This window comes from Comamonas sp. CMM02, from assembly GCF_014851485.1.
Lineage (GTDB): Bacteria > Pseudomonadota > Gammaproteobacteria > Burkholderiales > Burkholderiaceae_C > Comamonas > Comamonas avium.
Genome location: NZ_JACUZW010000003.1, coordinates 308,704 through 331,693, shown reverse-complemented (window position 1 = coordinate 331,693; position 22,990 = coordinate 308,704). Strand labels below are relative to the sequence as shown.

19 protein-coding genes, 1 other RNA gene and 2 pseudogenes are annotated in these 22,990 nt (G+C 57.8%); 15 read left to right on the top strand and 7 right to left on the bottom strand.

Annotated features, from left to right (window positions below):
* Positions 1-326: 326 nt before the first annotated feature.
* Both IB213_RS10990 and IB213_RS18100 read left to right on the top strand, forming a co-directional pair.
* Positions 327-775 (top strand): annotated as a pseudogene (locus IB213_RS10990) (transposase); the annotation flags it as partial.
* A pseudogene (locus IB213_RS18100) lies at positions 774-973 on the top strand (tyrosine-type recombinase/integrase); the annotation flags it as partial. The pseudogenes IB213_RS10990 and IB213_RS18100, both read left to right, overlap by 2 nt.
* A 134-nt stretch (positions 974-1,107) precedes the next feature.
* Here the strand turns inward: IB213_RS18100 and ssrA are convergent.
* The 4 genes from ssrA to ompA form a co-directional block, all read right to left on the bottom strand.
* Positions 1,108-1,486: a transfer-messenger RNA gene (gene ssrA, locus IB213_RS10985) on the bottom strand.
* A gap of 12 nt (positions 1,487-1,498) precedes the next feature.
* Positions 1,499-2,173 carry a phosphoglycolate phosphatase gene (gene gph, locus IB213_RS10980; protein ID WP_192406504.1) on the bottom strand — a complete coding sequence of 225 codons (675 nt, stop codon included), beginning with the start codon at positions 2,171-2,173 and terminating at the stop codon, positions 1,499-1,501.
* Positions 2,173-2,883 (bottom strand): bifunctional 2-polyprenyl-6-hydroxyphenol methylase/3-demethylubiquinol 3-O-methyltransferase UbiG, encoded by a 711-nt coding sequence (ubiG, locus tag IB213_RS10975; protein WP_191724514.1) that lies wholly within the window; start codon positions 2,881-2,883, stop codon positions 2,173-2,175. Before ubiG ends, gph begins: the two co-directional genes overlap by 1 nt.
* A 77-nt stretch (positions 2,884-2,960) precedes the next feature.
* Entirely contained in the window at positions 2,961-3,593 is a 633-nt protein-coding gene (gene ompA, locus IB213_RS10970) for an outer membrane protein OmpA (RefSeq protein ID WP_192406502.1), read from the bottom strand.
* Between the two features lie 236 nt (positions 3,594-3,829).
* Here ompA and gyrA point away from each other — a divergent pair, with 236 nt between their 5' ends.
* The 10 genes from gyrA (at position 3,830) to IB213_RS10920 (ending at position 16,482) form a co-directional block, all read left to right on the top strand.
* Positions 3,830-6,511: a DNA gyrase subunit A gene (gyrA, locus tag IB213_RS10965; protein WP_192406500.1), complete on the top strand. Its 2,682-nt coding sequence runs from the start codon at positions 3,830-3,832 to the stop codon at positions 6,509-6,511.
* Positions 6,512-6,746: 235 nt separating this feature from the next.
* On the top strand, positions 6,747-7,853 hold the full coding sequence (gene serC / locus IB213_RS10960) for a 3-phosphoserine/phosphohydroxythreonine transaminase (protein WP_191724511.1): 1,107 nt from the start codon (positions 6,747-6,749) through the stop codon (positions 7,851-7,853).
* A gap of 123 nt (positions 7,854-7,976) precedes the next feature.
* Positions 7,977-9,077: a prephenate dehydratase gene (gene pheA / locus IB213_RS10955; protein ID WP_191724510.1), complete on the top strand. Its 1,101-nt coding sequence runs from the start codon at positions 7,977-7,979 to the stop codon at positions 9,075-9,077.
* Positions 9,078-9,089: 12 nt separating this feature from the next.
* On the top strand, positions 9,090-9,974 hold the full coding sequence (locus IB213_RS10950) for a prephenate dehydrogenase/arogenate dehydrogenase family protein (RefSeq protein ID WP_192406498.1): 885 nt from the start codon (positions 9,090-9,092) through the stop codon (positions 9,972-9,974).
* A gap of 36 nt (positions 9,975-10,010) precedes the next feature.
* A complete protein-coding gene (locus IB213_RS10945; protein ID WP_192406496.1) occupies positions 10,011-12,044 on the top strand; it encodes a bifunctional 3-phosphoshikimate 1-carboxyvinyltransferase/cytidylate kinase in 2,034 nt (677 codons plus the stop codon).
* A 161-nt stretch (positions 12,045-12,205) separates the two neighbouring features.
* Positions 12,206-13,888, top strand: a complete 1,683-nt coding sequence (gene rpsA, locus IB213_RS10940) for a 30S ribosomal protein S1 (protein WP_191724507.1) — start codon at positions 12,206-12,208, stop codon at positions 13,886-13,888.
* Between the two features lie 102 nt (positions 13,889-13,990).
* A complete protein-coding gene (locus IB213_RS10935) occupies positions 13,991-14,311 on the top strand; it encodes an integration host factor subunit beta (RefSeq protein WP_191724506.1) in 321 nt (106 codons plus the stop codon).
* Positions 14,312-14,390: 79 nt separating this feature from the next.
* Entirely contained in the window at positions 14,391-14,699 is a 309-nt protein-coding gene (locus IB213_RS10930) for a lipopolysaccharide assembly LapA domain-containing protein (RefSeq protein ID WP_192406494.1), read from the top strand.
* Positions 14,689-15,849 (top strand): lipopolysaccharide assembly protein LapB, encoded by a 1,161-nt coding sequence (lapB, locus tag IB213_RS10925; RefSeq protein ID WP_191724504.1) that lies wholly within the window; start codon positions 14,689-14,691, stop codon positions 15,847-15,849. The genes IB213_RS10930 and lapB overlap by 11 nt, the downstream gene beginning before the upstream one ends.
* Positions 15,850-15,981: 132 nt before the next feature.
* Positions 15,982-16,482, top strand: a complete 501-nt coding sequence (locus tag IB213_RS10920; protein WP_191724503.1) for a flavodoxin family protein — start codon at positions 15,982-15,984, stop codon at positions 16,480-16,482.
* Between the two features lie 53 nt (positions 16,483-16,535).
* Here IB213_RS10920 and IB213_RS10915 read toward each other — a convergent pair whose 3' ends face one another.
* Complete coding sequence (locus IB213_RS10915) at positions 16,536-17,747, bottom strand: MFS transporter (RefSeq protein WP_192406492.1); 1,212 nt, start codon at positions 17,745-17,747, stop codon at positions 16,536-16,538.
* 208 nt (positions 17,748-17,955) lie between these two features.
* Between IB213_RS10915 and IB213_RS10910 the strand changes: the two genes are divergently transcribed.
* The 3 genes from IB213_RS10910 to IB213_RS10900 all read left to right on the top strand — a co-directional run bounded on the left by IB213_RS10910 (position 17,956) and on the right by IB213_RS10900 (position 21,091).
* Positions 17,956-18,876, top strand: a complete 921-nt coding sequence (locus IB213_RS10910) for a DMT family transporter (protein WP_225214279.1) — start codon at positions 17,956-17,958, stop codon at positions 18,874-18,876.
* 126 nt (positions 18,877-19,002) lie between these two features.
* A complete protein-coding gene (locus IB213_RS10905; protein ID WP_192406490.1) occupies positions 19,003-19,392 on the top strand; it encodes a GntR family transcriptional regulator in 390 nt (129 codons plus the stop codon).
* Between the two features lie 235 nt (positions 19,393-19,627).
* Complete coding sequence (locus IB213_RS10900; RefSeq protein ID WP_192406488.1) at positions 19,628-21,091, top strand: methyl-accepting chemotaxis protein; 1,464 nt, start codon at positions 19,628-19,630, stop codon at positions 21,089-21,091.
* A gap of 78 nt (positions 21,092-21,169) precedes the next feature.
* On the opposite strand, the gene IB213_RS10895 is transcribed toward IB213_RS10900, so the two are convergent.
* Positions 21,170-22,024, bottom strand: a complete 855-nt coding sequence (locus IB213_RS10895; RefSeq protein WP_191724499.1) for a GNAT family N-acetyltransferase — start codon at positions 22,022-22,024, stop codon at positions 21,170-21,172.
* Positions 22,025-22,046: 22 nt separating this feature from the next.
* The gene (locus IB213_RS10890; protein ID WP_192407145.1) at positions 22,047-22,976 is read right to left on the bottom strand and encodes an alpha/beta hydrolase; all 930 of its coding nucleotides are present in this window, start codon (positions 22,974-22,976) and stop codon (positions 22,047-22,049) included.
* Positions 22,977-22,990: the final 14 nt, after the last annotated feature.

The window sequence follows — 22,990 nt, the reverse complement described above, 5'->3', positions numbered from 1 at the left end:
AAACTTTAGGCTTGTCTAAACACTGCAACATCTAATTTACCTACGTAGCCGCAGGCCAGTCAGAAGCCATCACGGACTAAGCCGATTGAATCCAAAGCGTTGACCAGAGCCGTCAGCCATCAGAGCAGATCTAAATCCTCTTCATAAATCGCATAGATTTCTATACAGATCAGTCTCATTTTTCTGGTGATCTACCCAAAAACCTACCTTAATAGATTTCACAGCCCGCCACGGAGCGGGCTTTTTTACGTCTGGAGCACCCGACGTCCCCCCGCTTTCAGTAGCAGTTGAGCTTGGAGTCCAATCCCAACGACAGGAGATTGGACATGAAGAAGCGATTCACGGAAGAACAGATCATTGGCTTCCTTCGGGAAGCTGAATCGGGCTTGCCGGTAGCTGAGCTTTGCCGACAGCACGGATTCTCCGAGGCCAGCTACTACCTATGGCGCAGCAAGTTTGGCGGCATGAGCGTGTCCGATGCCAAGCGCCTCAAGGAGCTGGAAACTGAGAACGGGCGCCTTAAACGGCTGCTGGCCGATGCACTGCTTGAGAACGAGGTGACGAAAGAAGCCTTGAGAAAAAAGTGGTGAGCGCACCGGCAAGGCGGGAGTTGGTGCGCCATATGAACTGCCAAGGGATAAGCGAGAAACGAGCACTGCGTGTCATTGGCATGAGTCCCAGTGCTTACCGTTATCAACCAGCAGCAGATCGCAATTGCGCCCTCAGACACAAGATCATCGCTTTGGCGCAGCGCCATCGACGTTACGGCGCCGGAGCGAGCGGGGATCAAGTATCGGAACCCGTATCAAATCCGGCACACCTACGCCTCAACCCTACCGACCGCAGGCGCCAATCCTTGGTCGTGGCTAGCCAGCTTGGGCATGAAGATGTAGAGATAGTCTTCAGAACCTATGACAAATTCATCCGTGAAGACTTCCAAAAACCCAAGCCAACTCTGCAATCCGCAAAGTGATCGGTGCGATTCACGTGCGAATTTCGATGTGATCCCTGTGTGAAATCGGTGTGAATACAACACCATAAAGCACAAGGAAACGGGCAAAAAATAACGCCACACGGTGATTTCTCACTGTGTGGCGTTGTCGTGGATGGTGGAGCTGGCGGGAATTGAACCCGCGTCCGCAAGCCTTCGTCAGGCAGATCTACATGTTTAGTGCTCTGATTTAAATCTCACCTCATCAACCGCGCAGGCACACGCTGCAGATAAGGCCAGCACCCTATGATCTTGCTTCATACCAAGGTGCACGGTACAAAGCCAGCTGATGAAAATTCCCTTGCAGCCTGGAGGTATTACTACCCCCTTGCCCAGCCCATCAGCGTGCTGTTGCAAGGCTCACCGGATTTAAGCGGCGAGTGCGAAACGTTCGTCGTTTGCAGTTAGTTTTTTTGAATCGAGATTTACGAGCGTAACTCAAGCTCGACATGCACCACGCTGATCCCGAACCCACGTCGAAACCAGGACAGCCCCATACACGCAATTCTAATCCAATCTGAGTAAGTGCGTGAGATCTATTGGAGATTTGATCACGGCACCGGGCTTCCACTCCTCAACCGACTCAGTTCCACCCAAATATCCATACGCAGCAGCTACGGACTGCATCCCGGCAGCATGAGCTGCCTGCATGTCTCGCTCATCATCGCCGACATAAATACAGCGCCCGGGCTCGACATTCATCTGTTTAGCTGCGTGCAGCAAAGGCAAAGGATGGGGCTTGGAGTGCTCCGTTGTGTCACCACAAATAACAGCGCCCGCAGTAGAAAACTCATCAATAGTGCGCGCAATCGGCAGGGCAAAACGCTCCGCCTTATTGGTCACAATCCCCCAGCGCAAGCCGTTGTGTTGAAGCTGCTGCAGCAACCTAGCTACGCCCTCAAACAATTGAGAATGCTGGCCCATGCAGCGCGCATAAGCTGCAAAGAACTCTTCCCTCAGAGCTTCAAAAGCCGAAGATTCCTGGGTCACTTCCAGCGCAATTCGAAGCATACCTCTCGCACCGGTGCCAACAAATGGTCGGTAATGGCTTAACGGCAAAGGCGCCAGACCCCGAACAAGGCGCAACTCATTGGCTGCAAAAGCAAGGTCCGGAGCGCTGTCGAGCAATGTTCCATCCAAATCAAAAAGGACGGCATCTATGTTTTTTCTACTCAGACTCATCACAAAGGGCGCTTTGCTGCCAGCATATAGTTCACGCTGCAGTCTTCATTGAGCCAGTAACGGCCTGTCAATGGATTGTGCTGCAAACCTTTGGCATCCGTTACAGCAAGCCCTGCCTGGCGGCAAAAGAGTGCAATTTCGCTGGGCTTCAGAAATTTCTCAAATTCATGCGTCCCTTTGGGCAACATATTGAGCACATATTCTGCCGCCACAATCGCTAAGCCATAGGCTTTTATGTTGCGGTTGATTGTGGAGAAAAACACCCATCCACCCGGTTTTACCAGTTCTCCGCATGCACGCACAATGGATGCGGGGTCCGGCACGTGCTCGAGCATCTCCATGCAAGTCACAACATCAAAGCTTGCCGGTCGTTCTGCCGCCAGCACTTCCACAGGAACTTCGCGGTATTGAATGTTGGGTGTCCCAGCTTCTAAAGCATGCAACTGCGCCACCCGTAAAGACTTGGTGGCCAGATCAATACCCATGACTGTGGCCCCCTTGCGAGCCATTGCATCGGCCAAAATACCGCCGCCGCAACCTACATCCAGTACGGTTTTTCCTTCAATCCCTACATGCTCATCAATCCAACCCAAACGAAGAGGGTTGATCATATGCAGTGGCTTGAACTCACTGTCCATATCCCACCAATGGTGAGCAAGATTAGAGAATTTTTCCAGCTCTGCTGGATCCACATTGATCGAGTCGGTCATGTTGATGATTGTGCAACGAGTTGAATGCTTAAAAAAAAAGCCCCGTCTCCGGGGCTTTTTTAGCAATCTACGAGAGATTACTTACGTGTACCGACCACTTCGATTTCGACGCGACGGTTTTGTGCGCGGCCAGCCTTGGTCTTGTTGTCAGCAACAGGCTGAGCTTCGCCCTTGCCTTCTGTGTACACACGGCTCTTGTCAATGCCCTTGGATTCCAAGTAAGCCTTCACAGCTTGAGCACGACGCTCGGACAGCTTCTGGTTGTAAGCAGCGGAGCCAACGGAGTCAGTGTGACCCACAGCAACAATTACTTCCAGGTTGATGCCCTGAACCTTAGAGGCCAGATCATCCAGCTTGGCCTTGCCTTCTGGCTTCAATACAGACTTGTCAAAGTCGAAGAAAGCATCAGCAGCAAAAGTCACCTTGGAAGCAGTAGCTGCAGGAACAGGAGCCACTGGTGCTGGAGCAACTGCAGCAGGAGCAGCAGCCTTCACCAGAGCACCGTCGCAGCCTTCAGCGGCAGTTGCAGGTGTCCAGTTGGCATCGCGCCAGCACAGTTCGTTGGTACCGTTCTTCCACACCAGCTCGCTGGTGCCGTTCTTCCAGTTATCGATAACCTGACCGCCATCGGCAGCCTTCACTTGAGCGCCGGCAGCAGTTGCCATAGCTGCGGTTGCAAACAGGATTGCTACTTTGTTCAGTTTCTTCATGGTTCTCCTCTTGGGGATTAGCCGCAGTCAAGCTGCGAAATTCATGGACGTCATTAGTGACCATCACCAAGAACGCTGGAAATGATTGTGCCATACGTAATATTCGAATGGATGGCTGGCACTACAGCTTGAGGTAGGACAAAAGCCTAATGGCTATGAGATGTTGCCAGCCAACAACATTGCATTACCTCTAAAATGATTCACTTCGTCGTCATTGCATAACTCAGCACAACTACATGACCCAGTTTGCCAAAGAAACTTTGCCTATCAGCCTAGAAGAGGAAATGCGCCGCAGCTACCTTGATTACGCTATGAGCGTGATTGTGGGCCGCGCCCTCCCTGATGCGCGCGATGGCTTAAAGCCAGTGCATCGTCGCGTGTTGTTTGCAATGCACGAACTCAACAACGATTGGAACCGCCCCTACAAAAAGTCGGCACGTATCGTTGGTGACGTGATCGGTAAATACCACCCTCACGGTGACAGCGCGGTGTACGACACCATTGTGCGCATGGCACAGGATTTTTCGCTGCGCCACATGCTGGTTGACGGGCAAGGCAACTTCGGCTCGGTGGACGGCGATAGCGCCGCCGCGATGCGTTACACGGAAATTCGCCTGTCCAAGATTGCCCACGAGATGCTGGGCGATATCGACAAAGAAACCGTTGATTTCGGCCCCAACTACGACGGCTCCGAGCAAGAGCCGCTGACGCTGCCAGCGCGCATTCCTAATTTGCTGGTGAACGGCTCTGCAGGTATTGCCGTAGGTATGGCAACCAACATCCCTCCACACAACTTGAATGAAGTGGTGGATGCCTGCCTGCATTTGCTGCGCAACCCAGACGCCAGCGTAGACGACCTGATGGAAATCGTGCCTGCGCCCGACTTCCCAACTGCCGGCATTATTTACGGCATCAATGGCGTCAAGGAAGGCTACCGCACAGGCCGTGGTCGCATCGTGATGCGTGCCAAGGTGCACTTTGAGGACATTGACCGTGGTCAGCGCCAGTCCATCATCGTGGATGAGTTGCCATACCAGGTGAATAAAAAGACGCTGCAAGAGCGCATGGCTGAACTGGTCCACGAAAAGAAGATCGAGGGCATCAGCCATATCCAGGACGAGTCGGACAAGTCCGGCATGCGCTTGGTGATTGAACTCAAGCGTGGCGAAGTGCCTGAAGTCGTACTCAACAATCTGTACAAGCAGACCCAGTTGCAGGACACCTTTGGCGTCAACATGGTGGCGCTGGTGGACGGCCAGCCCAAGCTGTGCAACCTGCTGGATCTGGTGAAGGTCTTCTTGCAGCACCGCCGCGAAGTGGTGACGCGCCGCACAGTGTTCGAGTTGCGCAAGGCGCGCGATCGTGGCCATGTGCTGGAAGGTCTGGCCGTGGCATTGGCCAATATTGATGACTTCATCGCCATCATCCGCAACGCCCCCACACCCCCCGTAGCCAAGGCTGCGTTGATGGAAAAGTCGTGGGACAGCAAGCTGGTGCGCGAGATGCTCACCCGCACCCGCGAAGATGGTGGCGTGATCAATGCCGATGACTACCGCCCCGAATCGCTAGAGCGCGAATTCGGTCTGGGCCAGGACGGCATGTACCACCTGTCGGACACGCAAGCGCAGGAAATTTTGCAGATGCGTCTGCAGCGCCTGACAGGGCTGGAGCAAGACAAGATCGTGGCCGAATACCGCGACATCATGTCTACCATCGAAGACCTGCTGGACATTCTGGCCAAGCCCGAGCGTGTATCCACCATCATTGGCGATGAGCTGATCGCCGTGAAGGCCGAGTTTGGCCAGTCCAAACTGGGCGCTCGCCGCTCCACCATCGAGTACAGCGCGCAAGACCTGTCGACCGAAGACCTGATCACGCCCACCGACATGGTGGTCACGCTCAGCCACACCGGCTACATCAAGAGCCAGCCTCTGTCCGAGTACCGCGCACAAAAACGTGGTGGCCGTGGCAAGCAGGCAACAGCAACGAAAGAAGATGACTGGATTGACCAGCTCTTTATTGCCAACACGCACGACTACCTGCTGTGCTTTTCCAACCGTGGGCGCATGTACTGGCTCAAGGTCTGGGAGGTGCCATCGGGCTCGCGCAACTCGCGTGGCCGCCCTATCGTGAACATGTTCCCGCTGCAAGAAGGCGAGAAAATCAACGTGGTGCTGCCTCTGACGGGCGACAACCGCACCTTCCCTGAAGATCATTACGTCTTCATGGCCACCAGCATGGGCACCGTTAAAAAGACGGCGCTGACCGAGTTCAGCAACCCGCGCAAGGCGGGCATCATTGCCGTGGGCCTGGACGAAGGTGACTTCCTGATTGGCGCAGCACTGACTGACGGCAAGCACGACGTCATGCTGTTTTCTGACGGTGGCAAGGCCGTGCGCTTTGATGAAAACGATGTGCGCCCCATGGGCCGCAATGCACGCGGTGTGCGCGGCATGAACATTGACGACACGCAAAGTGTGATCGCCATGCTGGTGGCCGAAGCCGATGACGGCACAGGCAACGTGGTCGAAGGCTCACAAAGTGTGCTCACCGCCACCGAAAACGGTTACGGCAAGCGCACGGCCATCAGCGAATACACCCGCCACGGCCGCGGCACCAAGGGCATGATTGCCATCCAGCAGTCCGAGCGCAACGGCAAGGTGGTGGCTGCCACCTTGGTGGCTGCAGAAGACGAGATCATGCTGATCACTGACAAGGGCGTACTGGTGCGCACCCGTGTGGCGGAAATCCGCGAAATGGGCCGCGCAACGCAAGGCGTCACTCTGATGGCGCTGGACGAAGGCGCCAAGCTGATTGGCCTGCAACGTATTGCCGAAAACGATGCCGCAGGTGCTGAAGCTGAGGAAGACACAGAAGCTGACAGTGGCCAAGCACCGGATACATCCACCGAGCAATAAAAGAACGACACCCCACTGCGCAAACTGTGGGGTGTTTTTTCACCTAAGATCATTTTTTTGATAGCTGCCAGCATCCACCGCAGCTAATTCAGGCCAGCAAGTTAAACATTGCACCGAATACGAGGGGCTCGATGTGGCGCAGTGCCCACAGCACTGCGCGAGATTGAGCAAGCGACGTATCAAGGATTGAGTTAGCCGCACTTGGTTGCACTGGCACGTGATTTGACTGCACACCATGAGCCGCCCTTTCAATTTTTCTGCTGGTCCCGCCGCAATCCCCGAAGAAGTCCTGCACCAAGCTGCCAATGAAATGCTCAACTGGGGCGGCTCGGGCATGGGCGTGATGGAGATGAGCCATCGCGGCAAAGAGTTCATCAGCATCTACGAAACCGCAGAAGCCGATTTGCGTGAACTGCTGGCTGTGCCCAGCAACTTTCACATCCTGTTCATGCAAGGCGGCGGCCTGGCCGAGAACGCCATCGTGCCGCTGAACCTGTCCAGGGGCGGGGCGGTCGATTTCGTCGTGACGGGCAGCTGGAGCCAAAAATCGCACAAAGAAGCGGGCAAGTACGCCAGCAACCGCCTGGCTGCCAGCGGTGCAGCATCCAACTTCACCAGCGTGCCTGATGCTGCCAGCTGGGAGCTGGGCAAGGATGCACAGTACGTGCACCTGTGCAGCAACGAAACCATCCACGGCGTGGAGTTTCAACAGCTGCCCGACCTGAAGGCGCTGGGCTGCGATGCTCCGCTGGTGATCGATTTTTCGTCCAACGTCGCCTCCCGTGCGCTGGACTGGAGCCGCGTGGGTCTGGCCTTTGGCGGGGCGCAAAAGAACATTGGCCCTGCGGGCCTGACCATTGTCATCGTGCGTGATGACTTGCTGGGGCATGCGCTGGACATCTGCCCTTCGGCCTTCAACTACAAGACCGTGGCCGATAACCAGTCCATGTTCAACACCCCCCCCACCTGGGGCATCTACATGGCGGGCCTGACCTTTCAATGGCTCAAGCGCCAGACCGAAGGTGCCTTAAGTGGTGTGGCCGCAATGGAAGTGCGCAACAAAGCCAAGGCCGAGCTTTTCTACCAGTACCTGGACAACTCGCAGCTGTACGTGAACAAGGTAGATGTGGCTTACCGCTCGCGCATGAACATTCCATTCTTTCTGCGCGATGAAAGCCGCAACGATGCCTTCCTGGCAGGTGCCAAGGCACGCGGGCTGCTGCAGCTCAAGGGCCACAAGTCGGTGGGCGGCATGCGTGCCAGCCTGTACAACGCCATGCCCCTGCAAGGCGTGCAGGCCCTGGTGGCCTACATGCAAGATTTCGAACGCACCAGCGCTTAAACTGCATTTGCATTGATTTAAAAAATAAGAGCTTCCAGCGCTTACCAGATAAGGTTTTCAGATAGTTTTATATCTAAAAGCCTTTATACATAAGCGCTAGCTGCTCTGCTTTTCGAGGAAACCATGAGCACTCAACCCCAAGCCACACCGGAGCTGCTGCAGCTGCGCAACCAGATCGACAGTCTGGACAACCAACTGCTGGAGCTGGTGAACCAGCGTGCACGCGTGGCCGAGCAGGTGGGTGAGCTGAAGAAAAAAGAAGGCACCACGTTCTTTCGCCCTGATCGCGTGGCGCAGGTCATCGAAAAAATCAAGAACAACAACCCCGGCCCGCTCAAGGGCGCGCACGTGGCCGCCATCTGGCGCGAGATCATGTCGGCCTGCCTGGCGCTGGAATCGCCCCAGCGCGTGGCGGTGCTCGGGCCTGCAGGGACCTTCTGCGAAGAAGCGGCCGTGCAATATTTTGGCGGCGCTGCAGACTTTTTGTACTGCAACACGTTTGAAGAAGTGTTCCACGCCACTGCTGCAGGCAGCGCGCAATATGGCGTAGTGGGGGTTGAAAACTCCACCGAAGGCGTGGTCAACCGCACGCTGGACATGTTCCGCAACACGCCTTGCCACATCGTGGGCGAGGTGAGCATGCTCATTCGTCACCACCTGCTGTGCAGCAACAATTCGCTGGAAGGCATCACCGTGGTGGCAGCGCACCCGCAGGCACTGGCCCAGTGCCACGCCTGGCTGTCCAAACACCTGCCGCACGCAGAGCGCCGCCCCGTCGAGAGCAATGCCGAAGGCGCGCGCCTGGCAGCCCTGAACCCCACGTGGGCGGGCATCTCCAGCGAACGTGCGGCGCAGCAGTTTGGCCTGCACATCGTCAGCCACGCCATTCAGGACGACGCCTACAACCGCACGCGTTTTGCCGTCATCTGCCTGCCGCACACACTGTCCACACCGGCACCCACTGCCAAAGATTGCACCAGCCTGGTCATCTCGGTGCCCAACCAGCCTGGTGCGGTGCACGATCTGCTGGTTCCCCTCAAGACGCACGGTGTATCGATGACGCGCTTTGAATCACGCCCTGCCCGCACCGGCCAGTGGGAGTATTACTTCTACATCGATCTGGAAGGCCACCCCGCGCAGCCCAACGTTGCGCGGGCACTGCAAGAGCTGCAGTCACTGTCGGCCTTCTACAAAGTACTGGGCACCTACCCCGTGACAGCGTAAGGAAACGCAGGAATGTTTGAACAGTTAGGACTGATTGGCTGCGGCTTGATGGGCGGCTCGTTCGCCTTGGCGCTGAAAAAAGCGGGCCTGGTCAAGCGCGTGGTGGGCTACAGCAAATCCCCCACAACCACAGCGCGCGCATTGCAGATGGGTGTGATTGACGTGGAAGCCCCCTCGGCCTTGCTGGCTGCAGCCGGGGCCGACATTGTGCTGCTGGCCGTGCCCGTGGGAGCCACCGAAGCCACCCTCAAATCCATCAAGCACCTGGTGACACCACAGATGCTGATCATGGATGTGGGCTCTACCAAAACTGATGTCGTGCAGGCCGCACGCGATGCGCTGGGCAGCCGCATTTGCAGCTTTGTCCCGGCCCACCCCAACACCGGCAAAGAAGTGGCCGGCGTAGCCCACGCAGACGAGCATCTGTACCGGGGTGCCAAGGTCATCCTCACCCCCACCGAGCGCACACTGACATCGCACCTGCACAAGGCCGAGGCCCTGTGGAAGGCACTGGGGTGCGATGTGCGCATCATGTCTCCCGAGACCCATGACGCCGCTTTTGCCGCCATCAGCCACCTGCCGCACATGCTGGCATTTGCCATGATGCAAAGCGTCATGCGCCAGGATCAAGCCGATGCCTTCCTCGCACTGGCGGGTCCTGGCTTTCGCGACTTCACCCGCATTGCAGCCAGCGAACCCAAGATGTGGCGCGATATTTTGCTGGCCAACAAAACAGAAGTGCTGGCACAAACGCAGCACTTCAAACAAGCCATGCAAGCGTTTGAGCAAGTGCTGCTAACGGATGACGCCCAGGCTCTGGAAGACATGATCACACTGGCCAGCGCTGCCCGCACGCAATGCCGCTTTAACCCGCCGACCACTGCCAGCGCCGCGTAACCCCCGGCCTGCGCTTAACTTTTTTCGTTTTTACGCATGTACCACACCGCCTTTCTTGACCTGCCTCACCTGGCCACGGCCAGCGGCAGCGTACAACTGCCCGGCTCCAAGAGCATCTCTAACCGCGTGCTGCTGCTGGCCGCTTTGAGCCAGGGCACCACGGTTGTGCATGACGTGCTCGACTCTGATGACACCCGCGTCATGCTGCAGGCCTTGCAGCAAATTGGCTGCGTGGTGGAACCTGCAGCCGTGTTCGCTGGTCAGCCCCTGCGCATCACCGGCATCGACGGCTTCTTGCCCAACAATGCGCGCGGCCAGCTGTTTCTGGGCAATGCCGGCACCGCCATGCGTCCGCTGACGGCGGCATTGGCCGTGCTGGGTGGCAATTTTGAGATGACAGGTGTGCCCCGCATGTACGAGCGACCTATCGGCGACTTGGTGGATGCGCTGCGCCAGCTGGGATGCAAGATCGACTATCTGAAGGATGAAGGCTTTCCGCCCCTGAAGATCGGCCAGCCCGACTTCAGCCAGCTGGGCAGCGAATCCATCAAGGTGCGCGGGGATGTCTCCAGCCAGTTCCTGACCTCGCTGCTCATGGCCCTGCCTTTGCTGGCTACCGAGCAGGACATCACCATCGAGGTGATCGGCGAGCTGATCTCCAAGCCCTACATCCACATCACGCTGCAGTTGCTGGCGCGCTTTGGCATTGCCGTAAAAAACGACAACTGGCAGCGCTTCACCATTGCCGCTGGCAGCCGCTACCAGTCGCCCGGCGACATCCATGTGGAGGCCGACGCCTCTTCCGCCAGCTATTTCATAGCGCTGGGCGCATTAACTACGGGCGCTAATGGTCAAAATGGCATCAAGGTGCTGGGCGTAGGCAAAGACTCCATTCAGGGAGATATCCGCTTTGTCGAAGCGGCACAGGCCATGGGCGCTGTGGTGCAAAGCGGCCCCAACTGGCTGCACATCTCACGCGGCGCCTGGCCTTTGAAGGCCATCGACATGGATTGCAATCACATTCCAGATGCCGCCATGACGCTGGGTGCCATGGCCTTGTTTGCCGACGGCACCACCACGCTGCGCAACATCGCCAGCTGGCGCGTCAAAGAGACCGACCGCATTGCTGCCATGGCCAATGAGCTGCGCAAACTGGGCGCCACTGTGCAAGAAGGTGCGGACTACATCCGCATTACTCCACCCGCCTCACGCAGCGACTGGACAGCCGCCAGCATCCACACCTATGACGATCACCGCATCGCCATGTGTTTTTCGCTGGCCGCATTCAACCCCGCAGGCCTGCCCGTGCGCATCCAAGACCCCCAGTGCGTGGGCAAGACCTTCCCGGACTATTTCGAAGCCTTCTTCAGTGTGACCCAGCCCTCTGAGTCCGCGCCCGTCATCTGCATTGACGGACCCACCGCATCCGGCAAAGGCACCATTGCCGCCATCGTTGCCAAGCGCCTGGGTTACCACCTGCTGGACTCTGGCTCGCTCTATCGCATCACCGGCTTGGCGGCCTCTCGCGCAGGCATTGAGCTGACCGAAGCCAATGCCCAGGCCATTGCAGACCTTGTCAGCAGCAAGGTCATCACCTTCTTGCCCGATCAGCAAGTCTTGCTCGATGGCGATGATATTTCGCTGGACATCCGCACCGAACAGGCGGGCATGAATGCCTCGCAAGTGGCCACATTTCCTGCCGTGCGCCAAGCGCTGCTGCAGGTGCAGCGCAACTTTTGCCGGCTGCCAGGACTGGTCGGTGATGGCCGCGACATGGGCACCACCATATTCCCCGACGCCCCTTTGAAAGTGTACTTAACGGCCAGCGTGCAATGCCGCGCAGAACGCCGCTACAAGCAATTGATTTCCAAGGGACTTTCTGCTAACATGGCAGACCTGATTGCGGACCTTGAAGCCCGCGACGCGCGCGACATCAATCGCGCGGCATCGCCCCTCAAGCCCGCACAAGACGCCCTTCACTGGGACAACTCCGACAGCACGATTGATGAGGCCGTGCAGCAAGTGTTGACCTGGTGGGAGCAACGTCAGCCTTTTGCGCCCATCGCTTGAAGCTGGCACCCATGGCCCGCAGACCACATCCGCGCTACATGCGCACTGGCTCTGCGGTTATCAACCATTTAACCCGCAGGTTTTGCCTGCACCTTCGCTTACAGCCATAAAAACGTGCCGCAATAGTGCAGCCGGAAACCTGTAAGTGGACAAGGAAATACATGTCTGAATCTTTTGCCGCCCTATTCGAAGAATCGTTGCAACGCACTGAAATGCGTCCCGGCGAAGTTATCACTGCTGAGGTCGTGCGCGTTGAGCACAACTTCGTGGTGGTGAACGCTGGCCTGAAGTCGGAAGCCTATGTGCCAATCGACGAATTCAAGAACGACCAGGGCGAAATTGAAGTTCAAGTTGGTGACTTCGTGTCCGTGGCGATCGGTTCGATCGAAAACGGCTACGGCGACACCATCCTGTCCCGTGACACAGCGAAGCGTCTGGCTTCCTGGCTGTCGCTGGAAAAGGCGCTGGAATCTGGCGAATTCGTGACCGGTACAACTTCCGGCAAGGTCAAGGGCGGCCTGACCGTTCTGGTCAACGGCATCCGTGCATTCCTGCCCGGTTCGCTGATCGACACACGTCCCGTCAAGGATCTGACTCCTTACGAAAACAAGACCCTGGAATTCAAGGTCATCAAGCTGGATCGCAAGCGCAACAACGTGGTGCTGTCGCGCCGCGCTGTGGTGGAAGCTTCCATGGGCGAAGAACGCGCCAAGCTGATGGAAACCCTGAAGGAAGGCGCCATTGTTCAAGGCGTGGTCAAAAACATCACCGAATACGGTGCGTTCGTGGACCTGGGCGGTATCGACGGCCTGCTGCACATCACTGACATGGCATGGCGTCGCGTACGTCACCCATCCGAAGTGGTGACAGCTGGTCAGGAAATCACAGCCAAGATCCTGAAGTTTGACACCGAAAAGAACCGCGTGTCTCTGGGTCTGAAGCAAATGGGTGATGACCCATGGATGGGCGTTGCTCGCCGCTATCCTTCGGCTACTCGCCTGTTCGGCAAGGTCACCAACATTGCTGACTACGGCGCATTCGTGGAACTGGAACCCGGCATCGAAGGCCTGGTGCACGTTTCCGAAATGGACTGGACCAACAAGAACATCGCTCCTTCCAAGCTCGTGTCTTTGGGCGACGAAGTGGAAGTCATGGTTCTGGAAATCGACGAAGACAAGCGTCGCATCTCCCTGGGCATGAAGCAATGCAAGGCCAATCCTTGGCAAGAATTTGCTCAGAACACCAAGCGCGGCGACCGCGTGAAGGGCCCTATCAAGTCCATCACCGACTTCGGCGTGTTCGTGGGTCTGGCTGCTGGTATCGACGGCCTGGTGCACCTGTCTGACCTGTCTTGGAACGAAACTGGCGAAGCCGCTGTTCGTAACTACAAGAAGGGCCAAGAAGTTGAAGCCATCGTGTTGGGCGTTGACGTCGAGCGCGAGCGCATCTCCCTGGGCATCAAGCAGCTGGACAGCGATCCTTTCACCACATTCGCAACTGTGAATGACAAGGGCCAGATCGTGACCGGTAAGGTCAAGACTGTGGACGCTAAGGGCGCTGAAATCGACCTGGGCGAAGACATTCTGGGTTACCTGCGTGTCTCCGAGCTGTCGCGTGACCGCGTGGAAGATGCTCGCTCCATCCTCAAGGAAGGCGACGAAGTGACTGCCGTGGTGATCAGCGTGGATCGCAAGACCCGCAACATCCAGCTGTCCATCAAGCAAAAGGACATGGTTGAGCAGCAAGAAGCCATGGCTTCCCTGTCGGCTCAGTCCTCCAAGGAAAATGCCGGTACAACTAGTCTGGGCGCTTTGCTGCGCGCCAAGCTGGACGCCGACAAGTAAAAAGTCTTTAAAACTGCTCACCTGAGCAGTGGCTAAGACCCTCGACGGGCGCTGTCAAGGCGCCCGTCGTTTTTTCCAAGTACCGCTTGGGATGATTGCTCCATGACTCGATCCGATTTAGTTGAAGAACTGGCAGCCCGTTTTGCCCAGCTCACCCAGCGTGACGCAGAACACGCCGTTAAAACCATTCAAGATGCCGTCAGCGATGCCTTGGTGCAAGGCCAGCGCATTGAGATTCGTGGTTTTGGCAGCTTCTCCGTTTCGCGCCGTCCTGCCCGCATTGGTCGCAACCCTCGCAGCGGCGAATCTGTCAGCATTCCGGAAAAACGCGTTCCTCACTTCAAGCCCGGCAAGGCCTTGCGTGAGTCCGTCGATTTCCAGACATCGCCTGCGACGCCTGTCGCAGCACCTGCTGCAGACTGAAGACCACAGTCTTACACGCACTGTTTGCTCGCCAGCCCCCCTGTGCGCCTAAAATTCAGGCCAACAAGGAAGGGCTCGCATGAAATACCTGCTGTGGCTGCTCAAAGCAGCCATTTTTTTCACCCTGTTTGCCTTCGCGCTCAACAACCAGCAAAACGCGACTGTGCATTTTTTCTTTGGCACACAGTGGCAAGCACCATTGGTGCTGGTGGTACTGACGGCCTTCGTGGGCGGCCTGATCGCGGGCGTGCTCGTGATGGTTCCCCGATGGTGGAAACAGCGCAGCACCGCCGTCAAGCTGAGCCAGCCTGCTGCTGCGGCTGACACACCTGCCACCGCCAACAGCACACTCCCTGAACCCATCCCACCGACACTCCATGGACTTTGATCTCAGCTGGATTCTTCTGGGCCTGCCTCTGGCTTTTGTACTGGGCTGGCTGGCCTCGCGCATGGACTTGCGTCAGGTGCGTCAGGACAACCGCCAAGCGCCCAAGGCGTACTTCAAGGGTCTGAACTTCTTGCTCAATGAGCAACAAGACAAAGCGATTGATGCGTTCATTGAGGCTGTGCAAAACGACCCCGAGACCGCCGATCTGCACTTTGCACTGGGCAACCTGTTTCGCCGCCGCGGTGAGTACCACCGCGCCGTGCGCGTGCATGAGCACCTGCTGTCTCGGGCAGATTTAAGCCGCGAAGACCGGGACCGTGCCCAGCATGGGCTGGCCCAGGACTTTTTAAAGGCAGGCCTGCTCGACCGTGCAGAAGAAGCCCTGCGTCGCCTGGAAGGCTCTGCCTACGAAGCTGAAGCACGCCTGGCGTTGCTGGCAATTTATGAACGTTCGCGCGACTGGGCGCAGGCTGCAGAAATTGCCCGGCGCATGCAAACCGCCAATCAGGGCGATTTCAGTGGCCGCTTGGCGCACTATCTTTGCGAACAAGCCAACGAGCAGGCCAGCCATGCGCAGCTCGATGTGGCCAGCCAGTTGCTGCATGAAGCTGTACGCATTGCGCCGCAAACACCACGCCCCCGGATTGAGCTGGCTCGCATTCAGCACCGGCTGAACCAATCGCAAGACGCCTGGAACACCTTGCAGGACCTGGCACAGACCACGCCCCAGGGCCTGCCACTGGCCGCTCCACTGATGCTGGAAGTGGCTGCTGCCACAGGCCAGCAGGCAGCTGCAGAGCAACTGCTGCGCAGCCGTTATGCGCAGATGCCGTCGCTGGATTTGCTCGATGCCTTGGTCACGCTGAACACTGCGCCAGCTGCTTCTGCCAGTGGCGACAGCCGCGACTGGTATGTGCAGCACCTGTCCAAAGAACCATCACTGGTGGCCGCCACCAAATGGCTGGCAGGCGAGACACTGGAGCACGAAGAGCACCACCCTGCCATTCAAAAAGCGCTGGAGCACGCAAGCAAGCCCCTGAGCCGCTACCGCTGCGCCGCCTGCGGCTTTGAGGCACGCCAGCACTTTTGGCACTGCCCGGGCTGCCAAAGCTGGGACAGCTACCCGGCACGCCGCGTCGAAGAGCTGTAAATCGATCCTTAAAAGAGAGCTGCTATCGCCTTGTGTGAAACGTTTTCAGAACTAAAACACTCTGAAAACAAGCATACATAAGCGATAGCAGCTCTCTTTTTTATTAAGCACAGTTTGCGTATGCTGCTAGGCATGAACCGCGCCAAAACCCTGCTCATCATCTACCACAGCCACACCGGCGGCACGCGCCAGATGGTGCATGCGCTGCGTGAAGGCGCATTGACGGAAGGCAGCGTGCAAGTGCACCTGCTGCATGCCAGCGAGGCTGGGCCTGACGACGTACTGCAGGCCGATGGCTATGTGTTTGCCACACCTGAAAATCTGGCTGCCATGAGCGGCTTGCTGAAAGACTTTTTCGACCGCAGCTACTACGGCGCACTAGAGCGCATCAATGGCCGCCCTTATGCCACGCTGGTGTGCGCGGGCAGTGATGGCAGCAACGCAGCACGGCAAATTGCACGCATTGCCACTGGCTGGCGCTTGAACGCCGTGGCCGAGCCACTGATTATCTGCACCCACGCCCAAACGCCAGAGGCGATCGCAGCTGCCAAGCACATCAGCGATACCGACCTGGCGCAATGCCACGCGCTGGGCGCTGCCTTGGCCAGTGGTTTGCAGATGGGCATTTTCTGAATCCATAGCTCGCTGCGCCCGTGGTCCATAGGCGCTCCAAGCGATTTACAGCATTACCCTTTGGTGGCTATGGTGCGCAGCTTGAGCGGCTGCGGCTTGAAGTACCACGTCAGCACCAGGGCCGCACAGCACGCCACCAGCACAGGCAGCATGGCCAAGCGCAAACCCCACACCTCACCCACAAAGCCCAGCGCTGGTGGCCCCACCAAAATAGCCACATAACCCAGTGAGGCCACCGCGCCCACTCGCTGGGCACTGTTGCCCTCTCCTTCTGCCGCTGCGGACAAAGCCAGCGGAAAGCCCAGCGCAGCGCCCAGCCCCCACAGCACCACGGCGATGGCACCCAGCACGGGGCTTTGCGCAAACACGACCACCAGCAAACCCGAGCCTGCCAGCACGGCACTGGCACGCATCAGTGCCAGGCGTGTAAAGCGCTGCAGCAGCCACTGTCCGCCCAGGCGCGCCACCGTTACGCCCAGAGTAAACAGCATGTAGATCAACGTGCCCTGCGCATTGCTGAACTGGTAGCCATCGACCATCAGCAAAGGCAGCCAGTCGTGCGCAGCACCTTCAGTCAGCGCCAGGCCCAGCGCAAACAAGCCAATCAGCAGCACGCGGGGGTCTTTGAAAGCATTGAGCACAAAGCCGCCATGTCCGGCCTCCCCTGCATCCCCAGTTGCTGCCTTGACCGCGCTGAGGTTTTCCACCCGGCGCACCAACGGAGCCGTCAGCACGCCGCCCACCACGACCACACCCAGCAAATGGTGCATGACCGGCACCTGCAGCCAGGCCATGAGCGTGCCCAGCAGGGCACCGAGCATGGCCCCCAGACTGAAGCAGCCGTGCAACGTGGTCATCAGCGGGCGCTGCTGCAGCTTCTCGATGGCTCCTGCCTCCACATTGACCGCAATATCGGCCCAGCCCATGCCCACACCAAACAGCATGAAGCCCAGCACCACCACCGTCACGCTGGCCATGCCTGCGCCCACTGCCAGCAGTGCCAGACCCGCCAGGTTGGCGGCCATGCCCGCCACCATCGCCTGGCGTGCATGCAATCGCTCAACCAGCCAGTTGGACGACAAAATTCCCGCCATGGAGCCCAGTGAGAAACCGAACAAAATCATGCCCATCTGCTCGGTACTGGCCTGCAGCGCATCGCGCAAGGCCGGCGTGCGTGTCACCCAGGTAGATGTAGCCACGCCAATCACTACAAACAAACCAAACAGCGCAGCACGCAAAGTGCGTGCTTTTTTATCTTCAAGCATCCAAAAATTCCAGTTTCTCGCAGCCACGCATCCTAGTCGGCGTGGCCAAGGCTTGCTCATGCACGCATGCGCTCTTAGCGAAATATGAGCCTATAAAAACATAGCTGTCTGCGCTTTGCCGTAATGCGCTAAAGCGTCATTGCAGCGCAAGGCACCGTGCCTGAGCGACATGTTTTGCTGCGCCGCGCAGCTGCGCTGGTGCATAGTCATGCCTATGCAATCACATCCGCGTTTTGGCCCGCACCTGCGGCTTATCGGCATGGCCGTTTTATGGGGGGCATCATGGCCTGCAGGGCGCATCATTGCGCAATCCATGCCGCCACTGGCAGGCGCATGCCTGCGCTTTGTGCTGGCTGCCATGGTGCTGATTCCGTGGATGTACTGGGCAGGCGGCTTTAGCCAGCTCAGGAGCTGGAGCGCACAGCGCTGGCTGGGCATGGCCGCAGCGGGCGCCACAGGCGTGTTTGGCTATGCCGCATTCTTTTTGTCAGGCCTGCAGCACCTGCCAGCAGGAAAAGCCGCGCTTGTCATCACACTCAACCCCGTCATGACACTGTTGATGGCTGCATGGCTGTTTAAAGAGCGCCTGAACGCCATCATTGCCGCAGGCATGCTGCTGGCTGTGGTGGGGGCCGTGGTTGTCCTTTCGCACGGCAAACCACTTGAAATCTTGCAAGGTGCCATGGGTATTGGCGAGCTGCTGATTTTGGGCTGCGTGGTCTGCTGGGTGCTCTACACCTTGATTGGCCGCTGGATGCTCACGGGGGTAGATGCGCTATCGACCACCGCCGTCACCAGCACCATTGGCGCCCTGCTTTTGCTGGCAGGCAGCCTGATTGTGGAAGGCCCCAGCGGCCTGGCAAGCGCGGTTGACAGCGGCACCACAGCGTGGGTGGCCCTGCTCTTTCTGGCGTTTGGCGCCACTGCACTGGCCTACGCCTGGTATTTTGACGGGGTCAAAGCGCTGGGCGCCGGCGCTGCCTCAGGCTACATCACGCTGGTGCCGCTGTTTGGCGTAGTGATCTCTGCTTTTTTGCTGGGCGAGCGCATTGACACCCCCATGCTGCTGGGCGGGGCCATGGCCATTGCAGGCACTGCCGTCATGAGCTGGGGCCGCAGCCGCGCATAAGCCACAGGGCAAAACCGCTGCAGCGCTCCGCCCATTGCGCGGCGTTGCAGCACACACCCGGCACCTCACAGACAATCGCCGCCTTTATCTGTGAAAGTGGCGCGTGCAACGCGCGCCCGTGCGTGAATGACTGCCTGCCTGCCCCTCCAGCCCCAATCCCTGAGCACGGCCATTGCCGATCGCCTGCGCCAGCGCATCTTGCAGGGCGAATGGCTTCCCGGCACGGAATTGCTGGATGGAGAGATTGCCAGCAGCCTGGGAGTCAGCCGCACACCCGTGCGCGAAGCCATGAAGCTGCTGTGCCATGAGGGCCTGCTGACAGCACACCCACGCCCAGGCATGACCGTAGCCATCCTGAACACCGCCCAGGCACAAGAAGCACAGGCCCTGCTGCAGTTGCTGCGCAGCCATCTGGCCCTGCACCCCGCCATTGAAGGAGGCCTTGCGCAGCAGCTGCAGGCCCTGGCATTGCAGCGCCTGCAGCTGGCAAATCTGGCTGCATTAACTCAAAATTGAAACTTGTGCTTATTTGTCATTTATTAACAATCTGCCCCCACGATTAACTCCCCTTTGCCAGGGACTAAAAAACAAAATCTCGCGCACTGCTATGATTTAAGGCTGCAGACTTCCTTGAAATTAATATTTATATTATTCTAATAAATGTTAAATATTTAAATTCAGAGCCTCTGCATTCATTTACTACTTTACCCATTAAAGCTTCTATCCCAGATTGAAGCTTTCAGCATTTCTCATGAATTCATTTGCAATTCAAAAAGACTCGTCTTCGTTCAGCTATTCAAGCAAAAAAACCAATACGCAAGAAGCACTGACTGACGTCAGCCGCCAGGCAGACCGTTTGATGCTGATTTTGATCAGCATTTATGCGCTACTGGCCATTCCAATTGGCTGGCATTACTCCAGCGTTGATATAGCCTTGATTGCCGGCCCCAGCCTCATAGGTCTGGCTGCTGTGGTTTTCTTTACCAGCAGCGGTACGGCACTGGCGCGCTATGTGCTGCCGATACTGCTGTGCGCTGCCGTTGTCTTGCATATTCAGGTGTCGCTGGGCACCCTGGAATTTCACTTTGGTGTTTTTGTCACGCTGGCACTGGTCATGGTGTACCGCCAATGGCGGGTCATACTGGCCTGCGCTGTTTTTTTTGCCATTCACCATATTTTATTTGACCGCCTGCAAGCCTGGGGCTACGGCATTTACTGCACCACTGAAGCGGATTTTGCAAAAATTGTTCTGCACGCCGCATTTGTCATTGTGCAGACTGCTGTTGAAATATTAATCGTCAAGAAAATGTCTGAATCCTATTTGCAAGGCATTGAATTGCAAAGCCTTGTAGATGCCATTCACGACGGTGACAAATTCAACCTCAATATTCACCATCAATCTGTTCAAACGCCATTGGCGCAGGATTTAAAAGAATTTATTCTGAAACTCAATGCGATTGTGCGCACCGTCAGCCACAGTGCAACACAGGTACAGACGGCGAGCCAGGAAATTGAGGCGGGCAGCAGTGACCTGTCTTTGCGCACCGAAACCGCTTGCAGCGCTTTGGAAGAAACCGCCAATGCGGCTGGCCGCGTACTGGCCACTGTCGAGCAAGCCCGCGCTCTGGCCTCAGAGGCCGACACCATGACACGCAACGCCACGCAGGCCGCACAAAAAGGCCAGCACGTAGTGAACGAGCTGGCGCAGAGCATGGCTTCCATCAGCCAGCAGTCGGAGCAGATTTCCGACATTGTCTCCGTGGTGGACAGTCTGGCTTTTCAAACCAACCTGCTGGCGTTGAATGCTGCCGTTGAAGCCGCCCGTGCCGGGGAGCAAGGCCGTGGCTTTGCCGTGGTTGCAGAAGAAGTACGTCGTCTGGCGCTGCGCTCGGCCGAGTCTGCCAAGCAGATCCGCCAGCTGATTGAGACCTCGGAACAATCTATCGGCGTGGGAGCGGCGCAAAGCAAGGAGGCACTCAGCGCCATGCATCTGCTGCAGCAGGCGTCAGGCAACGTGACAGACCACATGCGTGAAATTGTCAGCTCGACCCACGCACAAAACGCGGCCATGGCAGACATCTCCCAGGCCATCAACCAGCTGGAGCACGCCATGTCCCAGAACTCGGCTCTGGCAGAAGAGTCCAGCGCTGCTGCCGCCAGCCTGCACGATCAAACCGTGCACATGGCGCACAGCGTGCAGGCTTTCAAAATTTAAGAGCAGCCATCGCTTATACGACAAAGGGTTTCAGATCAAAAGTATCTGAAACCCTTTGTTATTGAGCGTATGCAGCTATTAAAACTTCAGACGCATGGTGATGTGGTCAATGCCGGCTTCGTCGTACACCTGGCCTTCAGGCACAAAGCCAGCGCGAGCGTAGAAGTTTTTCGCATGCACTTGCGCATGCAGTACGGCTTCCTTGTCACCACGCTCGCGTGCAGCAGCCATCAATGCATCCAGCACCTGGCGACCCACGCGGCTGCCGCGCATTTCACGCGCCACGGCCATGCGCCCAATGCGCGCCACACCGGGGGCATCGGTGATCAGGCGGCCTGTGCCCACGGCATGGCCCAGCCCGTTTACCGCTACAACGTGGCGGCAGACAGGGTCAAACTCATCCATTTCGATCTCAGCTGGAACGCCCTGCTCTTTGACAAACACTTCCATGCGCAAGCGCTCAGCCAGACGACCCAGATCGTTCCAGCTGCCCGAACGCAGTTGCACCATCTCCTGACCTGCTTCAAACGCGGTCAGCATGTCACGCAATTGCTGCGGCACGGGTTGCGGCTGGCGCTGCGCATCGGCAAACACATACACCAGCTCTACTGTGTTGAGCAATTGCTGGCCCCGGAAGATGCCCGCCTCAAACTGCAGCGAGGTGTTGCCTTGCTTGACGCAGCGAATGCCAATGTCCAGCACATCGCCCATTTGTGCTGATGCAAAGTAAGTGACGGTGGCCTTCTTGACAAACAGCTCGCCGCCCAGATGGCCCCAGCTTTGGGCGTATGGCAAAGCCATCTGGCGCCAGTAGTCTGTGATCGCCACATCGGCGTACATCAGATAGTGGGCATTGAAGACAATTTTCTGGGCATCTACCTCCGCCCAGCGCACGGTCAGGCGATGGCGGCAGCGAAAGTCTTGAGGGAGCATGTGGTTCTCTTTCTGGTGCAGTTCAAACAGTGGGCGTTGTGCCCAGTGCCGCGCGCAATGCAGCGGCCATGTCGGCATGGGCCTGGCGCGCTTCAGGAATGGCGCGGCCCATCTTGATGAATTCGTGTGTCACGCCTTTGTAGATCTCCAGATCCACCGGCACCCCCGCCATGCGCAGCATATCGGCGTACTGCACACCCTCATCCACCAGGGGGTCCAGCTCAGCCAGGCATAAAAACGCCGGTGCCACGCCTTCAACATCAGGAGCCAGCAAAGGTGCAAAGCGCCAGTCTTCGCGGTCTGCGTCATTGCGCACATATTGGTCAAAAAACCAGAGAATGCCTTCGCGCTCCAGCACCAGTGCGTGGGCATAGCGAAAGTGCGAATCCGTATCCTGGTGGGCACAGGTGCCGGGGTAAATCAGCAATTGCAGCTGCAGGCTCAGGCCTGCATCACGCGCCAAAATCGCACAGGCGGCAGCCAGTGTCCCGCCTGCGCTGTCACCGCCTACGGCCATGCGCTGGGTGTCCAGCCCCAGCGTGTCTCCGTGAGCAGCCAGCCATTGCAGGGCATCCCACGCGTCGTTAATGGCCGTGGGGAACTGGTGCTCTGGCGCAAGCCGGTAGTCCAGCGACACCACTGCGCAACCCGCCAGATGCGCCAGCTGGCGGCAAAGCACATCGTGCGTAGCCACGCTGCCAATGGTGAAACCACCGCCATGCAGGTACAGCAGTACAGGCAAAGGCGCACAGGTGCTTGGCGCATACAGGCGTGCAGGCAATGCAGTGCCATCGCGTGCGGCAATACGTATGTCTTCTACACGGGGCAGTGCCTGCTTGGCAATTTCCAGCACACCCGCGCCCGCTTCATAAGCGACACGTGCCTGCTGCGCAGACAAGGTATGCAGATGCGGGCGGTTGGCACGTCGCATGCGGCGCAGCACATCGCGCATGGCAGGGGTCAGGG

What these genes read in the sequence shown, in the direction of transcription:
- IB213_RS10930 (WP_192406494.1), top strand. Translation starts at nt 14,391, where the DNA reads ATGAAATACCTGCTGTGGCTGCTCAAAGCAGCCATTTTTTTCACCCTG.
- lapB (WP_191724504.1), top strand. Translation starts at nt 14,689, where the DNA reads ATGGACTTTGATCTCAGCTGGATTCTTCTGGGCCTGCCTCTGGCTTTT.
- IB213_RS10950 (WP_192406498.1), top strand. Translation starts at nt 9,090, where the DNA reads ATGTTTGAACAGTTAGGACTGATTGGCTGCGGCTTGATGGGCGGCTCG.
- IB213_RS10900 (WP_192406488.1), top strand. Translation starts at nt 19,628, where the DNA reads ATGAATTCATTTGCAATTCAAAAAGACTCGTCTTCGTTCAGCTATTCA.
- ubiG (WP_191724514.1), bottom strand. Translation starts at nt 2,883, where the DNA reads ATGACCGACTCGATCAATGTGGATCCAGCAGAGCTGGAAAAATTCTCT.
- IB213_RS10915 (WP_192406492.1), bottom strand. Translation starts at nt 17,747, where the DNA reads ATGCTTGAAGATAAAAAAGCACGCACTTTGCGTGCTGCGCTGTTTGGT.
- gph (WP_192406504.1), bottom strand. Translation starts at nt 2,173, where the DNA reads ATGAGTCTGAGTAGAAAAAACATAGATGCCGTCCTTTTTGATTTGGAT.
- IB213_RS10890 (WP_192407145.1), bottom strand. Translation starts at nt 22,976, where the DNA reads ATGCGCGATGTGCTGCGCCGCATGCGACGTGCCAACCGCCCGCATCTG.
- pheA (WP_191724510.1), top strand. Translation starts at nt 7,977, where the DNA reads ATGAGCACTCAACCCCAAGCCACACCGGAGCTGCTGCAGCTGCGCAAC.
- serC (WP_191724511.1), top strand. Translation starts at nt 6,747, where the DNA reads ATGAGCCGCCCTTTCAATTTTTCTGCTGGTCCCGCCGCAATCCCCGAA.
- IB213_RS10920 (WP_191724503.1), top strand. Translation starts at nt 15,982, where the DNA reads ATGAACCGCGCCAAAACCCTGCTCATCATCTACCACAGCCACACCGGC.
- IB213_RS10905 (WP_192406490.1), top strand. Translation starts at nt 19,003, where the DNA reads ATGACTGCCTGCCTGCCCCTCCAGCCCCAATCCCTGAGCACGGCCATT.
- IB213_RS10945 (WP_192406496.1), top strand. Translation starts at nt 10,011, where the DNA reads ATGTACCACACCGCCTTTCTTGACCTGCCTCACCTGGCCACGGCCAGC.
- IB213_RS10935 (WP_191724506.1), top strand. Translation starts at nt 13,991, where the DNA reads ATGACTCGATCCGATTTAGTTGAAGAACTGGCAGCCCGTTTTGCCCAG.
- IB213_RS10910 (WP_225214279.1), top strand. Translation starts at nt 17,956, where the DNA reads ATGCCTATGCAATCACATCCGCGTTTTGGCCCGCACCTGCGGCTTATC.
- gyrA (WP_192406500.1), top strand. Translation starts at nt 3,830, where the DNA reads ATGACCCAGTTTGCCAAAGAAACTTTGCCTATCAGCCTAGAAGAGGAA.
- ompA (WP_192406502.1), bottom strand. Translation starts at nt 3,593, where the DNA reads ATGAAGAAACTGAACAAAGTAGCAATCCTGTTTGCAACCGCAGCTATG.
- IB213_RS10895 (WP_191724499.1), bottom strand. Translation starts at nt 22,024, where the DNA reads ATGCTCCCTCAAGACTTTCGCTGCCGCCATCGCCTGACCGTGCGCTGG.
- rpsA (WP_191724507.1), top strand. Translation starts at nt 12,206, where the DNA reads ATGTCTGAATCTTTTGCCGCCCTATTCGAAGAATCGTTGCAACGCACT.